Here is a 21,872-nt window from a genome sequence, read left to right as displayed (position 1 = left end):
TGGATGAACGCGTCGAGAGAAGGGCGATTCTGTAAAGCGCCTCTGACCGGAGAGTGAAAAATGGCGGAAGGTTTTGTGACGTATCGCGGGGGGGCTTACGCCGCGCGGATCTGGTCGATGACGCGGCCGTCGGGGGCTTCGCAGATTGCCACGATGCGGCCGGTGCCGCGCCCGGGGCCGGACGTTTCGCCCGCTTGTTGGCGCAGGTCGTCGAGCGTGGTGACCGGCAGGCCCGCCGCCCGGGCGGCGCGTTCTAGATCGGGCCGGGTGGGGTGCACGGCGATACCGGCCTCGGTCACCACCGCGCCGATCGTGTTGCCCGGGGTGGTCAGGCAGGTCAGGTTTTCGACCAGCTTGGCATGCCCCCCGGCGCGCAGGGTGGTGGTAACGATCGGCAGCTTCGCGCCCCCGGCGGTATCGGCATGGCCGCCCGATCCGCCGATGATCCGCCCGTCGCTGGCGCAGGTGACGTTGATGTTGAAATCGCGGTCCAGCTCGGCCGCACCGAGGATCATCACGTCGAGCCGTTTGGCGATACTGTCGGCGCGGGCGGGGCTGGCGTAGAGATCGGCCGACATCGCGTGGTGATTGGTGTCCTGCGCGTAGGAGCGCACCGCGGCGAGGTCGAAGGCCTGCACGTCCCACAGTTTGCGGAACAGCCCTTCATGGAACATGTCGACCAGAGCACCGGTGATGCCGCCCGCCGCGAAATCCCCCACAACGCCGCGCGCCGCCATTTCCGGCGCCAGCGCGCGGGCCACGGCGAGCGATGTCGCGCCCGCCCCGGTCTGAAACGAAAACCCGTCGCGCAGCAGCCCGGAACAGGCGATCAGCTGGGCGGTCAGATCGGCGATCACCTTGCCCTGTTCGGAAGGTGCCCGCCCGGTGGTGCCCGACGCGATCTGCGTCGCATCGCCGATATGATCCACCTCGACGACCTGATCGACCTGGGTGCTGGGGATGCAGATACGCGGCAGCGTTTCGCAGCGATGATCGGTCAGCGCCACCACGTGTTTGGCATGGGCCGCATCGACCATCGCGTATCCCAGCGGACCGCAGGCGGCCGGTCCCGCCGCGCCGCTGAGATTGTTCGCCGCATCGACCGCAGGGGCGGCGATGAAGGCCGCGTCGATCTGCAACCGGCCCGAGGCAATGGCATGGGCCCGCCCGCCATGGCTTTGCAGAGTCACCGGATGGGGCAGCAGCCCGGCGCGCACCGCATCGGCCAAGGGCCCTGTCATGTAAGAAGTGGTGATCCGCGTCACGGTGCCGTTTTCGACAAACGGGATCAAAGCGCCGTGGACGGGGAAGAGGGAGGAGGGCGCGATATGCAACCCGCGCAGCCCCATGTCGGAACAGGTGGTCAGCACCTGCCGCATCGCGTCGTCGCCATTGCGCAGGTGGTGGTGGAAGGACAGCGTTGCGCCGTCCTTCACCCCGGCCCGTTCAATCGCGTCGCGCAGCGCCGCCATCAGGCGCGCACGAGCTTCTCGTAAGCCTCGGAAATCTCGCGGGTCAGCGCGCCGACCTCGAAGGTGTAGTCGCCGATCTGGCCCACCGGCGTGACCTCGGCGGCGGTGCCGGTCAGCCAGCACTGTTCGAAACCTTCCAGTTCCTCGGGCAGGATGTGGCGTTCGTTCACGGTGATGCCGCGGTCCTTCAGCATGCCGATCACGGTCTGCCGGGTGATGCCGTTGAGGAAGCAATCGGGCTTCGGCGTGTGCACTTCGCCGTCCTTGACGAAGAAGATGTTGGCGCCGGTCGCCTCGGCCACGTAGCCGCGATAGTCGAACATCATCGCGTCGGAACAGCCCTTATCCTCGGCGGCGTGTTTCGACATGGTGCAGATCATGTAAAGACCGGCGGCCTTGGCTTCGCAGGGGATGGTGGCCGGGTCGGGGCGGCGCCACTTGGCGATATCCAGTTTCGCGCCCTTCATCTTGGCGTCGCCATAGTAATTGCCCCATTCCCAGGCCGCGACGGCGACCTGAACCGGGTTCTTGCGCGATGCGACGCCCATGTCTTCGCCGGCGCCGCGCCATGCGATGGCGCGCACATAGGCGTCTTTCCAGCCATTGGCCTCCAGCACGTCGTATTTGGCCTTTTCCAGTTCCTCGACCGAATAGGGCACTTCGAAATCCAGCAGGTTGGCGGAATTGCGCAGCCGCTGCGAATGTTCTGCGCTCTTGAAGATGGTGCCGTTGTAGCAGCGTTCGCCCTCGAACACCGAGGAGGCGTAATGCAGCGCATGGGTCAGGATGTGGACCTTGGCGTCGCGCCATTCCACCAGCTTGCCGTTCATCCAGATCTTTCCGTCGCGGTCGTCGTACCCGGCCATGTTCTTTGCCTCCTGCGCTAGCGCGCCTTTGCGAATGTTGCGCAAGCTTGGTCCGGATCGGACATATTCTTGCGTGAAAACTGCGATTCGGTACCAAGTTGATCTTGGAAAGTCAACAAGACTGACTTAAGCTGCCCATACCGCAGGCAGTTTATTAATTTTCGGGGGCATTCATGGGGGACATTCCCACCGGCGAAAACCTTCTTTTCCTGACCGACGAACAGCTGCGTCAGGGAATCGAGGCGATGTATTTCGCGTATCGCGGTTTCACCGCCGATCCCGATCGCATCCTCGAAGGCATGGCTTACGGGCGGGCGCATCACCGGGCGATCCACTTCATCAACCGGGCGCCGGGCACGACGGTGAACAACCTGCTGGTGCTGCTGGGGGTGACCAAGCAGTCGCTGAACCGGGTGCTGCGCACGCTGATCGAGGACGGGTTGGTGGAAAGCCGGGTCGGCACCGCCGACAAGCGTGAACGCCACCTGTTCCTGACCGAGGCGGGCGCGGAGCTGGAACGCACCCTGTCCGACGCCCAGCGGGCGCGGATGCGCGCCGCCTATCGCACCGCCGGGCCGCAGGCGGTGGCCGGGTTCCGCCAGGTGCTCGAGGCGATGATGGACCCTGAAATGCGCCGCAAATACCACGCCCTGAAGGAGAACGGCGCATGAGCGAAGTCGACGCGCATCTGCTGATCGTCGACGACGATGAACGTATCCGCGGGCTGCTGCAGAAATTCCTGATCCGGCACGGGTTCCTGGTGTCGGCGGCGCGCGACGCGGCCCATGCGCGGCGTTTGCTGTCGGGGCTCGATTTCGACCTGATCGTGCTGGATGTGATGATGCCGGGCGAGGACGGGATCAGCCTGACCCGCGACCTGCGGCAGGTGCTGAAAACGCCGATCCTGTTGCTGACCGCCAAGGGCGAAACCGAGGATCGGATCGTCGGGCTGGAAGCGGGGGCCGACGATTACCTGTCGAAACCGTTCGAGCCCAAGGAATTGCTGCTGCGGATCAACGCGATCCTGCGGCGGATGCCGGATCTCGCGCCGCAGGATACCGGGCCGAAGGTGCTGACGCTGGGGCCGATCCGATACGACATCAACCGGGGCGAGATGTGGCGCGGCGACGACCTGGTACGGCTGACCGCCACCGAAAGCCAGCTGATGAAGATCTTTTCCGCCCAGCCCGGCGAAGCGATCAGCCGCGCCAAGCTGGTCGAGGATCTGGGCCGCGACCGGGGCCAGGCGCAGGAACGCGCGGTGGACGTGCAGATCACCCGCCTGCGCCGCAAGATCGAGGACGATCCCAAGCAGCCGCGCTACCTGCAGACGGTGCGCGGCGCGGGGTATATGCTGCAGCCCGATTGAGCGTCCCGAATTAGAGCCTGTCCCCCCGATATTCTGTGCTAGGCTGCGTCGGTCTGTCAGGGAGGGGAAATGACGACCGCATTCTACAGCCATGCCGATTGCCTGGCGCACCAGACGCCGCCCGGCCACCCCGAACAGGTGGCGCGGCTGGAAGCCATTGCAGAGGCGTTGGAGCCGTTCGACGGGCTGGACCGGCGCGAGGCACCCGCCGCACCCGATGACGTGATCGGCCTGTGCCACCCGCAAAGCTATATCGACGAGATCGCGGCGGCCGAACCGCAGGCCGGGACGCGGCCGCTGGATGCCGACACCCACATGTCTTCCGGATCGATGACGGCGGCGCGCCGCGCGGTGGGCGGCACCGTGGCGGCGGTCGACGCGGTGATGGCGGGAGAGGTGGCAAACGCCTTCGTCGCCTGCCGCCCGCCGGGGCATCATGCCGAACGGGAAAAGCCGATGGGGTTCTGCCTGTTCGGCAATGTCGCCATTGCCGCCAAACATGCCATCGCGGCGCACGGTCTGAAACGCGTCGCCATCGTCGATTTCGACGTGCATCACGGCAACGGCACCCAGGACCTGCTGTGGAACGAAGACAAGGTGCTGTTCTTTTCCTCGCACCAGTTCCCGCACTGGCCCGGCACCGGGGCGGAAAAGGAACGCGGCAAATACGACCAGATCGTCAACCTGCCGCTGGCGCCGGAAACCGGCAGCCTTGAGATGCGCAACAGCTATACCCGCCGGGTGTTCCCGATGATCGACGCCTACCGGCCCGAACTGATCCTGATTTCCGCCGGCTTCGACGCGCACAAGGCCGATCCGCTGTCCGAGCTTCGCTGGGACACCGACGATTACGCCTGGATCACCGAAAAACTCTGCGATCTTGCCGACAAACATTGCGGCGGGCGCGTTGTCTCGACTCTGGAGGGCGGATATGATCTGAACGCGCTGGCGGCGTCATCCGCCGCGCATGTTCAGGTTTTGATGGAGAAGGGCGCATGAGCGATAAACCCGTCGGCGAAATGAGCTTCGAAGAAGCGATGAAAGAGCTGGAAACGGTGGTCGGCCAGCTGGAACGCGGCGACGTGGCGCTGGAGGATTCCATCAAGCTTTACGAGCGCGGGGCGGAGCTGAAGAAGCGCTGCGAGACCAAGCTCAAGGAAGCCGAGGAAAAGGTCGCCGCCATCACGCTGGACGGCGACGGCAACCCCGCTGGATTGAAGCCGGTCGAAGGTCTGTAAGTGTTCGAAACCCGTTTGAAAGACGCCGCCGACCGGGTGCAGGCGCATCTGGATGCCGTGATCGCGCCGATGGGCGACCTGTCGGTGGTCCAGGCGATGCGCTATGCCAGCGCGGGCGGCAAGCGCCTGCGCGCCTTCCTGGTGCTGGAAACCGCGCGGCTGCACGGCATCGCGCCGGAACAGGCGATTTGGCCCGCCGCCGCGGTCGAGGCGTTGCATGCCTATTCGCTGGTGCATGACGACCTGCCCTGCATGGATGACGACGACCTGCGCCGGGGCCTGCCCACGGTGCATGTGCAATGGGATCAGGCCACCGCCGTTCTGGCCGGTGACGCGTTGCAGACGCTGGCGTTCGAATTGCTGGCCCGCCCCGAATGTTCGCCCGACGCAACGGTGCGCGCCGATCTGGTGCTGGGCCTTGCCCGCGCCGTGGGGGCGCAGGGCATGGTGCGCGGTCAGGCGCTTGATATTGCCGCCGAAACCGCACCGGAACCGCTGACGCTCGAACAGATCACCGAATTGCAGGCGGGCAAGACCGGGGCGCTGATCGAATGGTCCGCCGCCGCCGGTCCGGTGCTGGCGCGCGCCGATTCCGCGCCGCTGCGCGCCTATGCGCAGGCGCTTGGCCTTGCCTTTCAGATCGCCGACGACATCTTGGATGTTACGGGCGATGAAGAAACCGCAGGCAAGCGGCTGCAGAAGGACGAAAAGGCCGGCAAGGCGACCTTCGTGTCGCTGCTGGGGCTCGACGGCGCGCGAGCGCGCGCGGCCGAGCTGATCGAACAGGCGCATGTCGCCCTGGATTCCTATGGCGACGAGGCGGAAACCTTGCGGCAAGCGGCCCGTTTCGTTATTGCGCGACAAAGCTAACATCCCCGGAGGGGACCAGTGCCAGACAGACCCGACACACCGCTGCTTGATCAGGTTCACGTTCCTGCCGATCTGAAACGGCTGAGCGACGCTCAGCTGCACCAGGTCGCCAATGAGCTGCGCGCGGAAACCATCAGCGCGGTGTCGGTGACCGGCGGCCATCTGGGTGCGGGGCTTGGCGTGGTGGAACTGACCGTCGCCTTGCACGCGGTGTTCGATACCCCCAAGGACAAACTGATCTGGGACGTCAGCCACCAAAGCTACCCGCACAAGATCCTGACCGGGCGTCGCGACCGTATCCGCACCCTGCGCCAGCAGGGCGGCCTGTCGGGTTTCACCAAGCGCAGCGAAAGCCCCTATGATCCGTTCGGCGCGGCGCATAGCTCGACCTCGATCTCGGCTGCCTTGGGTTTCGCCGTGGCACGCGATCTGGGCGGCACGGCCGAGGGTGGTCTGGGCGACGCCATCGCGGTGATCGGCGACGGGTCGATGAGCGCGGGCATGGCGTTCGAGGCGATGAACAACGCGGGCCACCTGAAAAAGCGCCTGATCGTCATCCTGAACGATAATGAAATGTCCATCGCGCCGCCGGTCGGCGCGCTGTCGACCTACCTGACCCGGCTTTATGCGGGCGAACCGTTCCAGGAATTCAAGGCCGCGGCCAAGGGGGCGGTCAGCCTGCTGCCCGAACCGTTCCGCGAAGGCGCCAAGCGGGCCAAGGAAATGCTCAAGGGCATGGCCGTCGGCGGCACCCTGTTCGAGGAACTGGGCTTTTCCTATCTGGGGCCCATCGACGGGCACGACCTGGATCAGCTGCTGCCGGTGCTGCGCACCGTCAAGGCGCGCGCGACCGGCCCGATCCTGATCCACGTGCTGACCAAGAAGGGCAAGGGATACGCCCCCGCCGAACGCGCCCGCGACCGCGGTCATGCGACGGCGAAATTCGACGTGGTCACCGGCGAACAGAAGAAAGCGCCGTCGAACGCGCCCAGCTATACATCGGTCTTCGGCAAGACGCTGGTGGACGAGGCCGCGCGCGACGACCGGATCGTCGCGGTGACCGCCGCGATGCCCGACGGCACCGGGTTGAACCTGTTTGCCGAACGCTATCCCTCGCGCTGTTTCGACGTCGGCATCGCCGAACAGCACGGCGTGACGTTCAGCGCCGGTCTGGCGGCGGGCGGGCTGAAACCCTTCTGCGCGATGTATTCGACCTTCTTGCAACGCGGCTATGACCAGGTGGTGCATGATGTTGCTATCCAGCGCCTGCCGGTGCGTTTCGCCATCGACCGCGCCGGTCTGGTCGGGGCCGACGGCGCCACCCATGCGGGCAGTTTCGACGTGGCCTTCATGGCCAACCTGCCCGGCATGGTGGTGATGGCCGCCGCCGACGAGGCGGAGCTGATGCACATGGTCGCCACCGCCGCCGCCCATGACGAAGGGCCGATCGCCTTCCGCTATCCGCGCGGCGAAGGGGTGGGCGTGGACCTGCCCGAACGCGGTGAGGTTCTGCAGATCGGCAAGGGCCGGATGGTGCGGCAAGGGTCGCGGGTCGCGATCCTGTCCTTCGGCACCCGTCTGCAGGAGGTGCTGCAGGCCAGCGAAGCCCTGACCGCGCGCGGCATCAGCCCGACCGTGGCCGATGCCCGTTTCGCCAAGCCGCTGGACGAAGACCTGATCCTCGACCTGGTGCGCAATCACGAGGCGTTGATCACCATCGAGGAAGGCGCCATCGGCGGCTTCGGCAGCCACGTGGCGCAATTGCTGGCCGAAAAGGGCGTGTTCGATACGGGGCTGAAATTCCGTTCGATGGTGCTGCCCGATACGTTCATCGATCAGGCCTCGCCCGAAGCGATGTATGAGGTCGCAGGCTTGAACGCGTCGGATATCGAAACCAAGGTTCTCGAAGTTCTCGGCGTCGCTTCGATTGGTGAGAAGAGAGCCTGAACCGTCCTAACGCGGGCCGCTTCCGGCTGATCTGCGCTCAGTCTTCGGCTTGCAGCAGCGCCGTCAGCCCTTCGCGATAGCTGGGATATTTCAGCCGGACGCCCAATTCGGTTTTGATCCTGTCATTCCGCACCTTTTTCGATTCGCCATAGAAACTGCGCGCCATCGGCGTCATTTCAGCCGTGGCGAATTCCTCCGCCGGGGGTACCGGCAGGTGCAGCAATTCGGCGGCATGGGCGATCACGTCCTCGGGCGGGGCGGGATCGTCATCGCAGAGGTTATAGGCCGCGCCCGGATTGGGCCGCGCGATCGAAGCGGCCAGCACCTGTGCGATGTCTTCCACATGGATACGGCTGAACACCTGCCCCGGCTTGACGATCCGCCGCGCGGTGCCGTTTCTGACCTTGGCAAACGGCCCGCGCCCGGGGCCGTAGATGCCCGCCAGCCGGAAGATATGCAGCGGCAGGCCGGGGATGGATTGCCATTCCGCTTCTGCCTCCACCCGCAACTGGCCGCGCCTGGTCGAGGGCGTCAGCGCGGTATCCTCATCGACCCAACCGCCCCGATGGTCGCCGTATACGCCGGTGGTGGACAGGTATCCGACCCATTCAAATTGCTCCGCCCGTTCGGCGATCTGATCGCGATAAAGCCGCAGCGTGGGATCGCCGTCGGCATCCGGCCCGGCGGAAATCAGGATATGGCTGGCCTGATCCAGATAGGGCGTCATGTCGGTATCGGGCCAGAGCACAGGTTTCACCCCCGCCGCGCGCAGCGCGTCGCATTTTTCCTCGCGACGGGTGGTGCCGATGATGCGCCATCCCTGCGGGATCAGGGTCTTGGCCAGTTCCGCCGCCGAATAGCCGTGGCCGAAGGAAATCAATGTCTTGGTCATGATCTGTATCTGGGGCAGGGGCCGGGCCGGGGCAAGCCCTATTGGGGTTTGCGCGGCAGGTATTCCACCCCGCCCTGCTTGTTCGCCGGCTGCGGGTAAAGCCGCATCAGGTCCATCACCTCGGCCGGCATGTCGGTGCTGACCGGCAGCCCCATCTCGCGCGCTTCTTCGGCCGAAATCGGGTAATCGTGGGTCCAGGTGCCCGAGGCCAGTTTTTCGGCCACCTTTTCGGCCTCGGCCTGATCCATGTGGCTGGCCAGCAGCTTCACCGCGTCGCCCTTCACCTGCGCGATGGCCTTCTTCGCCATGTCGGCGTTGATCAGGGTGGCGTCGTCGATATCCTTCGGGTTCTTCTGCGCCACCGCGGCGAGGATGGAGGCGGCGGCCTGCCCCCCCTGCATCCCGAGCTGCGGATCGACCGGGCCCAGAACCGCGTGGCGGTTCAGCACGATCTGATCGGCGGCCAGCGCGATCAGCGTACCGCCCGACATCGCGTAATGCGGCACCAACACGCGCACATCTGCCTTGTGCTTGCGCAAGGCGCGGCTGATCTGCACCGCGGCCAGAACCAGGCCGCCGGGGGTATGCACGACGAAATCGATCGGCGTGTCTTCGTCGGTGCTGTCGATCACCCGCAGCACCTGTTCGCTGTCCTGCACGTCGATGTAGCGGATCAGCGGAAAGCCGAGGAAGCTCATGGTTTCCTGCCGGTGCACCAAAACGATCACCCGTGATCCGCGCTTGCGCTGAATCTCGTCGATCTTGCGCTGGCGCAGGGCCTCTTGCAGCTTCTTCTGGAAGGCCGGCTGCAGCGCCGTGATCAGAATGAAAATCCAGATGATCGACATGAAATCCATCGCGGGACTCCTTTCGGTGACACTGAGCCGACTGTGGCGGTCCCGGCGTCCGCGTGCAACCTCATGTTACGGATAAACCGCGCCTTTCCGCGCCCTGTACTCAGCTGCCCAGATAGTCGCGCAGCACCCGCGGCGGGTTTTCGAACAGCGCGGCGGTGGGTTTCGGTGCGGTGACCGTGCCCTGCGCTACGACCGAGGTGACGTCGGCGATCATCTGCGCGTCTTCCGGTTCGTGGCTGACCATGATCAGCGTGCCGCCGATTTCCTGCATCAAATCACCCACCAGCCGCAGCATGTCGTGTTTCAGCGCCGGTCCGAGCGCCGAAAACGGTTCGTCCAGCAGCACCAGCGGCTTGCGCTGCACCAGCACCCGGGCCAGCGCCACCCGGCTTTGCTGCCCGCCCGACAGCTGGCCGGGTTTGCGTTCGGCCATGCCCGCCAAACCGACCCGGGTCAGGGCGTCGTTCAGCGCCTCGCGCTCGGCCGCGTTCAGCTTCAGGTCGGGGCGGATACCCAGCCCGATATTCTGCGCCACGGTGAGGTGGGGAAACAGGTTGTTGTCCTGAAACAGCATCGAAATCGGCCGCTTCCCCGGGGCCAGGGCGGTGATGTCTTCACCTCGCCACAGCACCCGGCCCGACGCGGGCGGCAGGAAGCCCGCGATCACGTTCAGCAGGGTCGATTTTCCCGCCCCCGAAGGGCCGATCAGGGCCAGATTTCGACCCTGTTCCAGCTGAAAGTCGGCATCCAGCGTGAAACCGTCCAACACGATTTGCAGCTTCTCAAGCGTCAACATCGCCGCGCCCCATCTTGTCGAAAATCCAGAACAGCCCGAGGCTGGACACCAGCAGAAGCAACCCGGCCCCGGCGGCGGCCTCCATCCGGAACGCCCCCATCAGCCGGTACATCTGCAGCGGCAGGGTGGCGCTGCCGGGATCGGCGAACAGCGTGATGACGCCCAGATCGCCCATCGAAAACGCCGCCGCCAACCCGGCGGAAAACCCAAGCGCCCGCCGCGCCCGTGGCAGCAGCAGGAACCGCAGCCTGGCCCAGCCGGTCAGGCCCAGCATATCGGCCAGCCGGCCGAAATTCTTCTCCGACCCGCGCAGCGACGGGATCAGCACCCGCAGCACGAAGGGCAAGGCGGTCAGCGCGTTGACCAGACCGGTCACCACGAAGGCCAATCGCGCCGGATCGGCATAGGGATGCACGATCAGGAACAGCCCGGTGCCCAGCACCAGCGGCGAGGAAACGATGCCCAGCAGCCCGATCACCTCGACCCAGCCGCGATGCAACGCGGCCAGCGCGATGGCCAGCGCCAGCACCAGCGCCAGCGCGGTCGAAAACAGCGAAATGACCAGCGACACCCAAAGCGCGGTGAACACCTGATCGGGCATCTTGGCCCAGCCGTTGATGCCATTTATCACCACCAGCACCAGCGGCAGCAGCAGAAACAGTGCGGTCAGGATCATCACCGCGGCATCGGTGATCCGCAGCCCCGCCGATTGCGCATCCCAGCGGCGTACCACCCGGTCAAGCCCGGCGCCGAACCCTTCGCCGCGGGAATATTTCAGCGCGAACAGCGCCACGATTCCGGCCAGCACGGTCTGGATCACCGCCAATACGGCGGCGCGGCCCAGGTCGAAATCGAAACGGAACGCCTGATAGATCGCCAGTTCCACCGTGGTGGCCCTTGGCCCGCCGCCCAGCGTCAGCGCGACGGTGAAACTGCTCAGGCAGATGGCGAAGATGACGATGAAGGCGCCCGGCGCCGTCGCCCGGATCATCGGGATTTCCAGCCGCCGCAGCACCTGCCCTGCGCTCATGTTCAGGCTGGCGGCCAGCCGGAACCGTTCCGCCGGGATCTGTTGCCAGGCCTGCAGGAAAATCCGCGTCGCCAGCGGCAGGTTGAAGAAAATATGCGCCAGGACCACCCCGTGCAGCCCGTAAATCTGCACCGTGGGCAACCCGGCCCAGTCCAGCAGGCTGTTCAATATGCCGCTGCGGCCGAACACCGCCAGCAGCCCCAGAACCGCCACGATGACCGGCAGGATGAAGGGCGCGCCCAGCAGGGTGATCAGCATATTGCGCCCGGGGAATTTCCGCCGCGCCAGCGCCCGGGATACCGGGATCGCCAATATGACGCTGAACAGCGCCGACAGCGTCGCCTGGGTCACCGAAAACCGCACCGCCGCCCAATCGGCAGGGCCGGGCAGCGTGCCGCCCCCGGCCCTGGCAAAGACCACGATCAGCGGCCCGAAAATGAACAGCAGGACAAACGCCGCCGCCGCATATCCCGGGCCGCCCCTGATCATTTCGACAGCGCCTCAAGCCATTCGGCCAGCGCCGCGTCGCGCACCGCATCGGCCTGATCGGCGGGCACGATCAGGGCTTTTTCCGGCTGGATCAGGGTCTCAAACCCCTCCGGAAGGCCCGCTTCGGGGGTGACCGCCGGATACATCCAGTTGGTAGTCGGGATGATCGACTGGAAGGCGTCGGTGACCATGAACTGCAGGAACTTGTCGGCCAGTTCAGGCTGATCGGTATTGGCGATCTTGCCCGCCACTTCGATCTGCATGTAGTGGCCTTCGCTGAACTTCGCTGCCGTTTTCGACGCGTCGCTTTCCGCGATCAGGTGATAGGCGGGCGAGGTGGTGTAGGAAAGAACCATGTCGGCCTCGCCTTCCAGGAACAGCCCGTAAGCTTCGGACCAGCCCTTGGTCACGGTGACGATATTGTCGCTCAGACCTTCCCAGATCGCCGGGGCCTCGTCGCCATAGGCCGCCTTCACCCACATCAGCAGCCCCAGCCCGGGGGTCGAGCTGCGCGGGTCCTGGATGACGATTTTCAGATCGCTGTCGGCCAGCGCCTTGAAATCGGTGGGGGCGTTTGCCAGGTCGGCATTCTGCACGAAGGCGAAATAGCCCCAGTCATAGGGTACGAAGACCGGATCGTTCCACGCGACCGGCAGGTCGTAATCGGCGCTGACCGCGGTTTCGGCGAACAGCCCGGTCTCAAGCGCCGCGGCGGTCAGGTTGGTATCGAGCCCCAGAACGATATCGGCCTTGGTGCGTTTGCCTTCCAGCTTCAGCCGCCCCAGCAGGGCCGCGCCGTCGCCTGCGCCGACGAATTGCAGGTCGCAGCCGCAGGTTTCTTCGAACGCCTTTTCGACCGCCGGGCCGGGGCCCCAGTCGGATACGAAGCTTTCATAGGTGTAGATCGTCAATACGGGCGTTTCGGCCACCGCTGCGGTGGCGGCAAACAATCCCGTGGCAAATGCTAGATACTTCACAGGTATCCTCCTCACTGCGACGGGCGGAGTCAGAACGGATACCATCCAAACCTTCCCTCCGCCGGTCTTAACCGGTTCAGGTTCAACGGGTTTGCACGATCGCATCTCAGCCCGCCGCAACGCACGGCACGCACCCCGAGGTAGCCGCAGACCTAGCGTCGGCGATACGTCGTTTCAAGGCAAAAGAGCTTGAGCAGGGGACCCGCGCTTTGTATTGCAGGCTGCAAAGGAGCTGCACATGAGCATCAACACCTTCGGTCACCTGTTCCGCGTCACCACCTGGGGCGAAAGCCACGGGCCCGCCTTGGGCGCCACGGTGGATGGCTGCCCGCCGGAGGTTCCGGTCGACGCGGCGATGTTGCAGCACTGGCTGGACAAGCGCCGCCCGGGCCAAAGCAAACACACCACCCAGCGGCAGGAACCGGACGCGGTGAAAATCCTGTCGGGCGTGTTCGAGGGCAAGACCACCGGCACGCCGATCCAGCTGATGATCGAAAACACCGACCAGCGGTCGCGCGATTACGGCGATATTGCCGAAACCTTCCGCCCCGGTCATGCCGACATCACCTATCACCTGAAATACGGCAACCGTGACTATCGCGGCGGCGGCCGGTCCTCGGCCCGCGAAACCGCCGCCCGTGTGGCCGCCGGTGGCGTGGCGCGCGAAGCGATCAAGGCGATGGTGCCGGGGCTGGAAATCAAGGGCTACATGACCGCGATGGGCGATCTGGAGATCGACCGCAACAGCTTCGACTGGGACGCGATCGACCAGAACGATTTCTGGATTCCGCAGGGGCCGGAGGTGGCGCAGCAATGGGCCGATTACCTGCAGAAACTGCGCAAGGACCAGGATTCGGTTGGCGCGGTGGTCGAGGTTGTGGCGCGCGGCGTGCCCGCGGGCATCGGCGCGCCGATCTATGGCAAGCTCGACACCGATCTGGCCGCCGCGATGATGTCGATCAATGCCGTGAAGGGCGTGGAGATCGGCGAAGGCATGGCGGCGGCGAAGCTGCGCGGGTCGCAAAACGCCGATGAGATATTCATGGGCAACGATGGCCAGCCGGTGTTTTCGTCGAACCACGCGGGCGGCATCCTGGGCGGTATTTCCACCGGGCAGGACGTGGTGGTGCGCTTTGCGGTCAAACCGACCTCCTCGATCCTCACCCCGCGCAAATCGATCCGCAAGGACGGCACCCCGATCGAGGTGATCACCAAGGGCCGCCACGACCCCTGCGTCGGCATCCGCGCGGTGCCGGTGGCCGAGGCGATGATGGCCTGCGTGATCCTTGATCACCTGCTGCTGCATCGCGGCCAGATCGGCGAAAACCGCGGCACGATCGGGTGATGGAAACCCTGCGCCAGACCCTGCGAAACATCGCGAAACGGGACATGGCGCAGGACAGCGCCCATGATCTGGCGCATCTGGATCGGGTCTGGACCACCAGCCAACGGATTGCGGAAACCGAGGGCGGCGACCTGCGGGTGCTGATCGGGGCGGCCTATCTGCACGATCTGGTCAACCTGCCCAAGGACGCACCCAACCGGGCGCAGGCCTCGCGCCTGGCGGCCGAGGCCGCCGCGCCGCATCTGATCGCTCTGGGATTTGCCGATGCGGAGATCGAAAATACCCGCCACGCCATCGAAGCGCACAGCTTTTCCGCTGGAATAGAGCCTGAAACGCTCGAGGCCCGCATCCTGCGCGATGCCGACCGGATGGATGCCATCGGCGCCATCGGCATCGCCCGGGCGTTTTCCGTGTCGGGCCAGCTGAACCGCCCGATCTATCACCCCGACGATCCCTTCGCCGCCGGTCGCACCCCGGACGACCGCGCCTATTCGCTGGATCACTGGCCGGTCAAGCTGCTGCGGCTGGCCGAGGGGATGCAGACCGCCACCGGCCGCGCAATGGCGCAAGGCCGGGTGGCGGCGATGCATCGTTTCCTGACCGATATCGCCGGGGAAATCGGCTCTGAGCCGCCGCAACACTGGAACACCGCATCATGCTAGACATCCTGTCCATCACCTTCCCGATCTTCGCGGCCATCGCGCTTGGCTTTGCCTCGGTCCGGTTCGGCATGTTCACCGAAAGCGACATGCGGGTGATGAGCAAATACGTCCAGAACATCGCCCTGCCCGCGCTGCTTTGCGCGGCGCTGATCAAACGCGACCTGGCCGAGGTTCTGGACCTGTCCTATGTGGCCGTCTTCGCCATCGGCGGGGTGGCGACGATCGGCGCGATGTACGCGGTGCTGACGCTGCAACGCACCGGGCCCGCGCGCCGCGCCATCGGGGTGATGGGGTCGAGCTGCCCCAATTCCGGTTTCGTCGGCTATCCGGTGATGCTGTTGCTGTTCCCCGACAAGGCAGGCGTCATCTTGGCGCTGAATTTCGTGGTGGAAAACTTCCTGCTGATCCCGATTGGGCTGGTGATGCTGGAATCCTCGCGCGACCAGACCCATTCCAGCCGCTGGCGCATGTTCGCCGCGCTGTTCCTGTCGATCCTGAAGCGGCCGCTGTTCGTCGGGCTGCTGGCCGGCATGGCGATCATGCTGTCGGGCCTCACCATCCCGGCGCCGGGTATCCGGTTCCTCGACATGTTGGCGGCCTCGGCCAGTGCCTTGGCGCTGTTCGTGATCGGCGGGTCGCTGTTCGGGCTGCCGCTGAAGGGCAATCAGGTGCTGGCGGCGCAGATCGTCGCGGGCAAGCTGATCGTGCATCCGGCGATGGTGGCGGTGGTGGCGTTCCTGCTGCCGATGATCGGGATGCCCGCGCTTGGCGCCGACATGCACAAGGCGGTGATCCTGTCCGCCGCGATGCCGATGTTCCTGATCTACACCGTCTTCGCGCTGGATTACGGCCATGAAGGCGTCGCCTCGATCGCGCTTCTGGGCGCGACCTTCGGGGCCTTCGTGACACTGAGTGTTCTTCTTGCGGTGCTGATTTAGGGTAGCCCGGCCCGGCTCTGCGATCACCCCGCCGCGGGTTTCTGCTTCGACAGCTGCACCGCCAGGATGCCCGCCGCGATCACCGCCACGCCGACCACGTCCAGCACCCCAAGGCTTTCGCCCAGAAGCGCCGCCGCGATGGCGACGCCGAAGAACGGGTTGAGGAAATGGAAGGTGGCGGCCTTCACCGCGCCGATCTGGTTGACCAGGGTGAACCACACCCATGTCGCGGCCAGCCCGGGCACCAGCGTGGTATAGATGAAGGCCACAATCAGCTGCCAGCTGAAGGTCACTTCCAGCGGTTCGAACAGCGCCGAGGCCACGGCGAGGCAGACCGCGCCGACCATCATCTGCAGCCCGACGATCATCATCACATTGCCGCCCGAGGACGCGCCGCGCACCGACAGCGTGGCCACGGTCAGCGCCGCGGCGGCGATGAAACACAGGCCCAGCCCATAGCGGTCGACCCCGTCTTCGATCCGCGCGCCCATGATCAGCACCACGCCGATCACGCCCAGCACCAGACCGACAATGCCCAGCATCGGCAGCTTGTCGCGGAACACCGCCCATCCGGCCAGCGCCACCATCAGCGGCATGGTCGAGGCGATGATCGAAGCGAGCGAGGCCTCGACCGTCTGCATGGCGATGAAGTTCAGCCCTAGATACAGCGCGTTCTGGCAAATGCCGAACACGATGGTGGCGCGCCATTGCGCCCGGGTCAGTCGGAAGCTTTGGCCCAGGGCCAGCGCGATGCCGATGCCCAGGATCCCCGACACCAGGAAGCGCAGCGACAGCGATGCCATCGGCGGCGCATAGGCGACGATCACCCGCGCCGAGGTGAAGGCGGAAGACCACATCAGGGCAAAAGCCAGCCCCATCGCGACGGCGCGCATATTCATCCCGAAATCCCATTCCCTGTTCGCACCGGGCCATTCGCAGCGGGACCCGTTTGCTTCGGCCCAAAAGAAAAGGGCCGCCCGAAGGCGACCCTTTCCGAAACTTGACGAAGATGCAAGATCAGCTGTTCACGCTGTCTTTCAGAGCCTTCGCGATGGTCATCTTGACGACCTTGTCGGCTTCTTTCTTGATCTGCTCGCCGGTGGCGGGGTTGCGCACCATGCGCTCGGGGCGTTCACGGCAGTAGATTTTGCCAACGCCGGGCAGGGTCACGGCGCCGCCGGCCGAAACTTCTTTGGTGATGATCGATACGATGGCGTCCAGTGCCGCGGTTGCGGTTTTCTTCTCTGCGCCCATTTCCTCAGCCAGAGCAGCAACGAGCTGAGTCTTGGTCATCGGTTTTGCCATTTTTTGGTCTCCTTAGCTTGCCCGATTTATTGGGCCTCATTGAGCAGTATTTAACTGTATGTCGCGTATAAACACAACGAATTGTGTCCTGCGGCAAGGGCAAAACAAGCAAAAAATCGATTTTCTGTGATCAAAGGAACGCGGTCTCGTCAAAACTCCGCAATTTCCGGCTGTGAATACGCTCCAATGGCATCTTCCTTAGCCTTTCCATCGCCCGGATGCCAATCAGCAAATGACGCGAAACCTGTGTTTTATAGAAATCGCTGGCCATGCCGGGCAATTTCAGTTCGCCATGCAGGGGTTTGTCGCTGACGCAAAGTAATGTGCCGTAGGGCACCCGGAAGCGGAAACCGTTGGCCGCGATGGTCGCGCTTTCCATGTCCAGCGCCACCGCGCGCGACTGGCTCAGCCGCTGTACGGGGCCGGATGTATCGCGCAGTTCCCAGTTGCGGTTGTCGAGGCTGGCCACCGTGCCTGTGCGCATCACCCGCTTCAGGTCATAGCCTTCCAGCTGGGTTTCCTCGGCCACCGCCTGTTCCAGCGCGATCTGGATTTCCGCCAGCGCCGGCACCGGAACCCAGACCGGCAGGTCGTCGTCCAGCACCTTGTCTTCGCGCAGATAAGCATGGGCCAGGACGAAATCGCCCAAGCTCTGGCTGGCGCGCAGCCCGGCGCAATGGCCGACCATGATCCAGGCATGCGGCCGCAGCACCGCGATATGGTCGGTCGCGGTTTTGGCGTTGGACGGCCCGACGCCGATATTGACCAGTGTGATCCCCGACCCGTCGGCGCGTTTCAGGTGATAGGCGGGCATTTGCGGCATCTTGTCGGCGCGCGGCAGCACCTGCACGGCTTCGGTGATCTCGGCGTTCCCCGTCGCCACGAAGGAGGTATAGCCGCTGTCCGGATCGGACAGCATGTCGCGCGCGTAGTTTTCGAATTCCGAGACGTAGAACTGGTAGTTGGTGAACAGAACGTGGTTCTGGAAATGCACCGGATCGGTGGCGGTGTAATGCGCCAGCCGGGCCAGCGAATAATCCACCCTTTGCGCGGTGAACGGCGCCAGCGGCGCGGTGCCGTCGGCGGGGATCTGGTAGGTGCCGTTGACGATGTCGTCATTGGTGGTCGACAGGTCCGGCACGTCGAACACGTCGCGCAGGATGAAATCGCCCGCCCCTTCCTGCGGCACCGTCATGTCGGTTTCGTTCGCCACCGCGAAATGCACCGGCATCGGCGTGTCGCTGACCCCGATCACCACCGGCACGCCGTGATTGGCGATCAGCAGCGCGATCTGCTGGCGCAGGTAATTGCGGAACAGGTCGGGCCGGGTGATCGTGGCGGCGAAGGTGCCCGGTTCGGCGACATGTCCAAAACTCAGCCGGCTGTCGACCTTGGCGAAGCTGGTCGTGGTGATGCGGATTTCGGGATAAAAGGCGCGATAGCGGCAATCGGCCCGGCCGATCGCCATCGTCGCCAGGAAATTGCGGCACAGGAATTCGACGGCGCCGTCGTACAGTTCCTCCAGCCGGGCCACGGCGGCGGCGGCATCGTCGAACGCTTCCGCCTCGATCAGTTGCGGTGTTTCGATCCGGAGGTCGGGCTTGCTGGGGGTCATCGCTCTATCCTGTTTTCTACCGACGTTGACACGGGACCCGCGCAGGTTCAACCATCCGTGTAACAGGTCTGTATGGGGCGGGACGCATCATGAAACAGGACACGCTGGACCGCTTCGTGCTGGCACAGGAACGCAATTACGCCGACGCGGAACGCGAAATCGCGCAGGGGCGGAAGCTGAGCCATTGGATGTGGTACGTCTTCCCGCAATTGCGCGGCCTGGGCCGGTCGAATTTCGCTCAGCTCTACGGTATCGCCGATATGCAGGAGGCGGCGGAGTATCTGGCGCATCCGGTGCTGGGGCCGCGGCTGATCCACATGATGGGGCTGATGCTGACCCATGCGGGGCAACCGGCCGAGGACATCCTGGGCGGGATCGACGGGATGAAGCTGCGCAGCTCGGCCACCCTGTTCGCCGCATTGCCCGATGCCGACCCGGTGTTCGGCCAGGTGCTGGAGGCGTTTTACGGCGGGCAGCGCTGCGAAAGGACGCTGGAACTTCTGGCGGATTAAACCCCGGCTCGGCTCAGTCCAGCTTGCGCGCCTCGTCGATCAGCATGATCGGGATGCCGTTGCGGATCGGGAAAGCCAGCTTGGCCGATTTCGAAATCAGCTCCTGCGCCTCGGCGTCGTATTCCAGCGGGCCATGGGTGACCGGGCAGATCAGCGCTTCCAGCATGTGGCGGTCGAAGGGCGGTGTATCGGTCATTGCAGCTTTTCCTCGTTCTCGCCCCCGCGTAGCGCAAATTCGATCAGGGTGACAAGCGTTTCGCGCCGGGTGCACAGGCAGGGCGCCTCCAGCAGGGCCTGTTTGTCCTCGGGGGCGAAATCCAGCATCATCGACAGCGAATTGATCAGCAATTCGTCATCGGCATCTGCCATGCTGTCCCAATCGGTATCCAGGTTGCGCTGCCTGAAGAACCGCGTCAGCAGGTCCATGAAGGCGTCCCGGTCCAGCCCGGTATCGTGTTCTTCCGCGCCCTGGTCCTTTTCGAACCCGGCCCAGGACACCTCGCAGCGCCGGTAAGGGGTGAAGCCGTCGATTTCGCGGCGGATGCGGAAACGCGAAATCCCGGTCAGGGTGATCATGTAGCGCCCGTCCTCGGTTTCCGAAAACTGCGTTACCCGCCCGGCGCAGCCGATCTGATGCAGGTGGCCCGGATCGGACCCCGGCGTCAGGCAGGGCTGCACCATCCCGATCAGCCGTGCCGGCGTTTTCAGCGCATCGTCCAGCATCGCCAGGTAACGCGGCTCAAAGATGTGCAGCGGCAGCCGGGCCCGGGGCAGCAGAAGCGCTCCGGGCAGGGGAAACACCGGGATGGTGTCGGGCAGCTGGATCGGTCTGGTCATGGGCGTGGACATAGCCCGATGCCGCGATCAGGCAAATATCATCGAGCTGAGCTTGCGGCGGCCGTGCAGCACCACCGGGTCGTTCGGCTTGAGCGCGTCGAAGATGGTGAACAGCTGCTGCTTGGCGGCGCCGTCGTTCCATTCGCGGTCGCGGCGGAACAGGTCCAGCAACTGATCGACCGCTTCCTCGACCTGACCGGCGGCATGCAGCGCCTGCGCCAGTTCGAACCGCGCCTCAAGGTTGGCCGGATCGGCTTCGACAGCTGCTTTCAGATCGTCCAGCGGGCCGGAATTCGCGGCCTGGCGCGCCAGTTCCAGCTGTGCGAGGGCGGCCTCGATCGGGGCGGCGTCGGCGATCTCGGCGGCAACGCCGTTCAGCACCGCCTCGGCCTGGTCCAGCTCGCCCAGGGCGATCTGGCAGCGCGCCAGCCCGGCGAAGGCTTCGGCACTGCTCGGGTCTTCCTCGGCGATGGCGGCGAAGGTCTGGGCGGCATCTTCCACCGCGCCCTCGGCCAGCATTTCCTCGGCCGCGGCCAGCGCTTCTTCCAGACCGCCACCGGCCTCACCGCCGCCCGCCTCGATGGCGCGCTTGATGAAGGCGTCGATTTCGGATGCGGGAACCGCGCCCTGGAACATGTCGGTGGGGCGGCCCTTGACGAAGGCCACGACGGTCGGGATCGATTGCAGCGGCAGCCCCTGCTGCGCCAGCGCCTGCGCCAGCATCTGGTTCTGATCGACGTCGATCTTGGCCATCTTCACAGCGCCGCCGGCCTTGGTCACGGCGTCTTCCAGCATCGGGCCCAGCGTGCGGCACGGGCCGCACCAGGTGGCCCAGAAATCGACGATGACGGGCACGTCCTGCGAGGCTTCGACCACATCGGCCATGAAATTGGCCTCGGTCACGTCCTTGATCAGATCGGTGGCGGGCGGGGTGGAACCTAGTTCGAGCATGACAACCCTATCCTTGGGATTTCGCGTTTGTCTTTATATGAACCCTGGAAGGGAAAATTCCAAGGTTTCAGCACCGTCGCAGGCCGATCAAAGATCGAACGTCGCGAAAACCGGCGCGTGGTCGCTGGGTTGTTCCCAGCCCCGCGCGGCGCGCAGGATGCGGCTGGAATGGCCGGCGTGCTTGATGTCGTCGGTGGCCCAGATGTGATCCAGACGGCGGCCCTTGTCGGCGGCGGACCAATCCTTGGCGCGGTAGGACCACCACGAATAAAGCAGCCCCTCGGGGATGTCGTTGCGCGTTACGTCGGCCCATTTCCCCGCTTCCATCACCTGATGGAAGTGATCGACCTCGATCGGCGTGTGGCTGACGATCTTCAGCAGCTGCTTGTGCGACCACACGTCGTCTTCGCGCGGGGCGATGTTCAGATCGCCCACCAGGATCGACTTGTCGAAATTCTCGCCCTTGAACCAGTCGCGCATCTCGGTCAGGTAATCGAGCTTCTGGCCGAATTTCTCGTTCACCTCGCGGTCGGGCTTGTCGCCGCCCGCGGGGACATAGAAATTATGCACCGTGACGCCGTTTTCCAGCCGCGCCGCCACGTGGCGGGCATGGCCGAGCGAGGCGAAATCCATGTCGCCCGCATCCTCGATCGGCAGTTTCGACAGGATCGCGACGCCGTTATACCCCTTCTGCCCGCGCGCCACCATGTAGTGGTAGCCAAGCGCCTTGAACGCTTCCAGCGGGATCTTGTCCACTGGGCTCTTGCATTCCTGCAGGCACAACACGTCGGGCGCCTCTTCCTCCATCAGCTTGCAGACGATGGGTTCGCGCAGGCGGACCGAGTTGATGTTCCAGGTGGCAAGGGTGAAGGACATGGGGGACTCCGATTAGCGGTTCGCGGCG

General features: G+C 64.9%; 24 protein-coding genes and 1 riboswitch. Of the genes, 10 read left to right on the top strand and 14 right to left on the bottom strand.

What is annotated here, in order from left to right; genetic code table 11:
- Positions 1-95: 95 nt before the first annotated feature.
- Together GR167_RS07960 and GR167_RS07955 are read right to left on the bottom strand one after the other, a co-directional pair.
- The gene (locus GR167_RS07960; RefSeq protein ID WP_160972935.1) at positions 96-1,472 is read right to left on the bottom strand and encodes a citrate lyase subunit alpha; all 1,377 of its coding nucleotides are present in this window, start codon (positions 1,470-1,472) and stop codon (positions 96-98) included.
- Positions 1,472-2,338: a branched-chain amino acid aminotransferase gene (locus GR167_RS07955; RefSeq protein ID WP_160972934.1), complete on the bottom strand. Its 867-nt coding sequence runs from the start codon at positions 2,336-2,338 to the stop codon at positions 1,472-1,474. The genes GR167_RS07960 and GR167_RS07955 overlap by 1 nt, the downstream gene beginning before the upstream one ends.
- A 173-nt stretch (positions 2,339-2,511) precedes the next feature.
- Here GR167_RS07955 and GR167_RS07950 point away from each other — a divergent pair, with 173 nt between their 5' ends.
- The 6 genes from GR167_RS07950 (at position 2,512) to dxs (ending at position 7,762) form a co-directional block, all read left to right on the top strand.
- A complete protein-coding gene (locus tag GR167_RS07950; protein ID WP_160972933.1) occupies positions 2,512-3,009 on the top strand; it encodes a MarR family winged helix-turn-helix transcriptional regulator in 498 nt (165 codons plus the stop codon).
- Positions 3,006-3,707: a response regulator gene (locus GR167_RS07945; protein WP_160972932.1), complete on the top strand. Its 702-nt coding sequence runs from the start codon at positions 3,006-3,008 to the stop codon at positions 3,705-3,707. The genes GR167_RS07950 and GR167_RS07945 overlap by 4 nt, the downstream gene beginning before the upstream one ends.
- Positions 3,708-3,776: 69 nt before the next feature.
- Positions 3,777-4,706, top strand: coding sequence for a histone deacetylase family protein (locus GR167_RS07940; protein ID WP_160972931.1), 930 nt, complete (start codon positions 3,777-3,779; stop codon positions 4,704-4,706).
- A complete protein-coding gene (locus GR167_RS07935; protein ID WP_160972930.1) occupies positions 4,703-4,945 on the top strand; it encodes an exodeoxyribonuclease VII small subunit in 243 nt (80 codons plus the stop codon). Before GR167_RS07940 ends, GR167_RS07935 begins: the two co-directional genes overlap by 4 nt.
- Positions 4,946-5,815, top strand: coding sequence for a polyprenyl synthetase family protein (locus GR167_RS07930; RefSeq protein WP_370741268.1), 870 nt, complete (start codon positions 4,946-4,948; stop codon positions 5,813-5,815).
- An 18-nt stretch (positions 5,816-5,833) separates the two neighbouring features.
- Positions 5,834-7,762: a 1-deoxy-D-xylulose-5-phosphate synthase gene (gene dxs, locus GR167_RS07925; protein ID WP_160972929.1), complete on the top strand. Its 1,929-nt coding sequence runs from the start codon at positions 5,834-5,836 to the stop codon at positions 7,760-7,762.
- A gap of 37 nt (positions 7,763-7,799) precedes the next feature.
- Here the strand turns inward: dxs and GR167_RS07920 are convergent, their stop codons facing one another.
- From GR167_RS07920 to thiB, 5 genes are all read right to left on the bottom strand, one after another.
- Positions 7,800-8,654, bottom strand: a complete 855-nt coding sequence (locus GR167_RS07920; RefSeq protein WP_160972928.1) for an SDR family oxidoreductase — start codon at positions 8,652-8,654, stop codon at positions 7,800-7,802.
- Between the two features lie 38 nt (positions 8,655-8,692).
- On the bottom strand, positions 8,693-9,511 hold the full coding sequence (locus GR167_RS07915) for an SDH family Clp fold serine proteinase (RefSeq protein WP_160972927.1): 819 nt from the start codon (positions 9,509-9,511) through the stop codon (positions 8,693-8,695).
- Between the two features lie 100 nt (positions 9,512-9,611).
- Positions 9,612-10,307: a thiamine ABC transporter ATP-binding protein gene (gene thiQ, locus GR167_RS07910; protein WP_160972926.1), complete on the bottom strand. Its 696-nt coding sequence runs from the start codon at positions 10,305-10,307 to the stop codon at positions 9,612-9,614.
- Positions 10,294-11,826 carry a thiamine/thiamine pyrophosphate ABC transporter permease ThiP gene (locus tag GR167_RS07905; protein ID WP_160972925.1) on the bottom strand — a complete coding sequence of 511 codons (1,533 nt, stop codon included), beginning with the start codon at positions 11,824-11,826 and terminating at the stop codon, positions 10,294-10,296. The genes thiQ and GR167_RS07905 overlap by 14 nt, the downstream gene beginning before the upstream one ends.
- The gene (gene thiB / locus GR167_RS07900; RefSeq protein WP_160972924.1) at positions 11,823-12,803 is read right to left on the bottom strand and encodes a thiamine ABC transporter substrate binding subunit; all 981 of its coding nucleotides are present in this window, start codon (positions 12,801-12,803) and stop codon (positions 11,823-11,825) included. Before thiB ends, GR167_RS07905 begins: the two co-directional genes overlap by 4 nt.
- 36 nt (positions 12,804-12,839) lie before the next feature.
- Positions 12,840-12,951: riboswitch (TPP riboswitch) on the bottom strand.
- Positions 12,952-13,041: 90 nt separating this feature from the next.
- On the opposite strand from thiB, the gene aroC reads away from it, so the two are divergent.
- From aroC to GR167_RS07885, 3 genes are read left to right on the top strand one after another with little or no spacing between them, the layout of a single operon-like run.
- A complete protein-coding gene (gene aroC / locus GR167_RS07895; RefSeq protein WP_160972923.1) occupies positions 13,042-14,148 on the top strand; it encodes a chorismate synthase in 1,107 nt (368 codons plus the stop codon).
- Positions 14,148-14,810 (top strand): HD domain-containing protein, encoded by a 663-nt coding sequence (locus GR167_RS07890; RefSeq protein ID WP_160972922.1) that lies wholly within the window; start codon positions 14,148-14,150, stop codon positions 14,808-14,810. The genes aroC and GR167_RS07890 overlap by 1 nt, the downstream gene beginning before the upstream one ends.
- A complete protein-coding gene (locus GR167_RS07885) occupies positions 14,804-15,748 on the top strand; it encodes an AEC family transporter (RefSeq protein ID WP_160972921.1) in 945 nt (314 codons plus the stop codon). The genes GR167_RS07890 and GR167_RS07885 overlap by 7 nt, the downstream gene beginning before the upstream one ends.
- A gap of 23 nt (positions 15,749-15,771) precedes the next feature.
- Here GR167_RS07885 and GR167_RS07880 read toward each other — a convergent pair whose 3' ends face one another.
- The 3 genes from GR167_RS07880 to GR167_RS07870 all read right to left on the bottom strand — a co-directional run bounded on the left by GR167_RS07880 (position 15,772) and on the right by GR167_RS07870 (position 18,668).
- The gene (locus GR167_RS07880; RefSeq protein ID WP_160972920.1) at positions 15,772-16,647 is read right to left on the bottom strand and encodes a DMT family transporter; all 876 of its coding nucleotides are present in this window, start codon (positions 16,645-16,647) and stop codon (positions 15,772-15,774) included.
- Positions 16,648-16,765: 118 nt separating this feature from the next.
- Positions 16,766-17,053 carry an HU family DNA-binding protein gene (locus GR167_RS07875; RefSeq protein WP_160972919.1) on the bottom strand — a complete coding sequence of 96 codons (288 nt, stop codon included), beginning with the start codon at positions 17,051-17,053 and terminating at the stop codon, positions 16,766-16,768.
- Between the two features lie 130 nt (positions 17,054-17,183).
- Complete coding sequence (locus GR167_RS07870) at positions 17,184-18,668, bottom strand: AMP nucleosidase (RefSeq protein WP_160972918.1); 1,485 nt, start codon at positions 18,666-18,668, stop codon at positions 17,184-17,186.
- Between the two features lie 89 nt (positions 18,669-18,757).
- Between GR167_RS07870 and GR167_RS07865 the strand changes: the two genes are divergently transcribed.
- Positions 18,758-19,180 carry a DUF1810 domain-containing protein gene (locus GR167_RS07865; protein WP_160972917.1) on the top strand — a complete coding sequence of 141 codons (423 nt, stop codon included), beginning with the start codon at positions 18,758-18,760 and terminating at the stop codon, positions 19,178-19,180.
- 13 nt (positions 19,181-19,193) lie between these two features.
- Here GR167_RS07865 and GR167_RS07860 read toward each other — a convergent pair whose 3' ends face one another.
- The 4 genes from GR167_RS07860 to GR167_RS07845 all read right to left on the bottom strand — a co-directional run bounded on the left by GR167_RS07860 (position 19,194) and on the right by GR167_RS07845 (position 21,844).
- Positions 19,194-19,376, bottom strand: coding sequence for a Trm112 family protein (locus GR167_RS07860; protein ID WP_160972916.1), 183 nt, complete (start codon positions 19,374-19,376; stop codon positions 19,194-19,196).
- A complete protein-coding gene (locus GR167_RS07855) occupies positions 19,373-20,017 on the bottom strand; it encodes an LON peptidase substrate-binding domain-containing protein (protein ID WP_160972915.1) in 645 nt (214 codons plus the stop codon). Before GR167_RS07855 ends, GR167_RS07860 begins: the two co-directional genes overlap by 4 nt.
- Positions 20,018-20,044: 27 nt before the next feature.
- The gene (locus GR167_RS07850) at positions 20,045-20,968 is read right to left on the bottom strand and encodes a tetratricopeptide repeat protein (protein WP_160972914.1); all 924 of its coding nucleotides are present in this window, start codon (positions 20,966-20,968) and stop codon (positions 20,045-20,047) included.
- Between the two features lie 87 nt (positions 20,969-21,055).
- Positions 21,056-21,844 carry an exodeoxyribonuclease III gene (locus GR167_RS07845; protein ID WP_160972913.1) on the bottom strand — a complete coding sequence of 263 codons (789 nt, stop codon included), beginning with the start codon at positions 21,842-21,844 and terminating at the stop codon, positions 21,056-21,058.
- Positions 21,845-21,872 lie beyond the last annotated feature (28 nt).

The organism is Thalassovita mangrovi (assembly GCF_009857745.1).
GTDB classification, from domain to species: domain Bacteria; phylum Pseudomonadota; class Alphaproteobacteria; order Rhodobacterales; family Rhodobacteraceae; genus Thalassobius; species Thalassobius mangrovi.
Note: the sequence above shows the minus strand (reverse complement) of the source record. Positions and strands in the feature narration are given on the sequence as shown.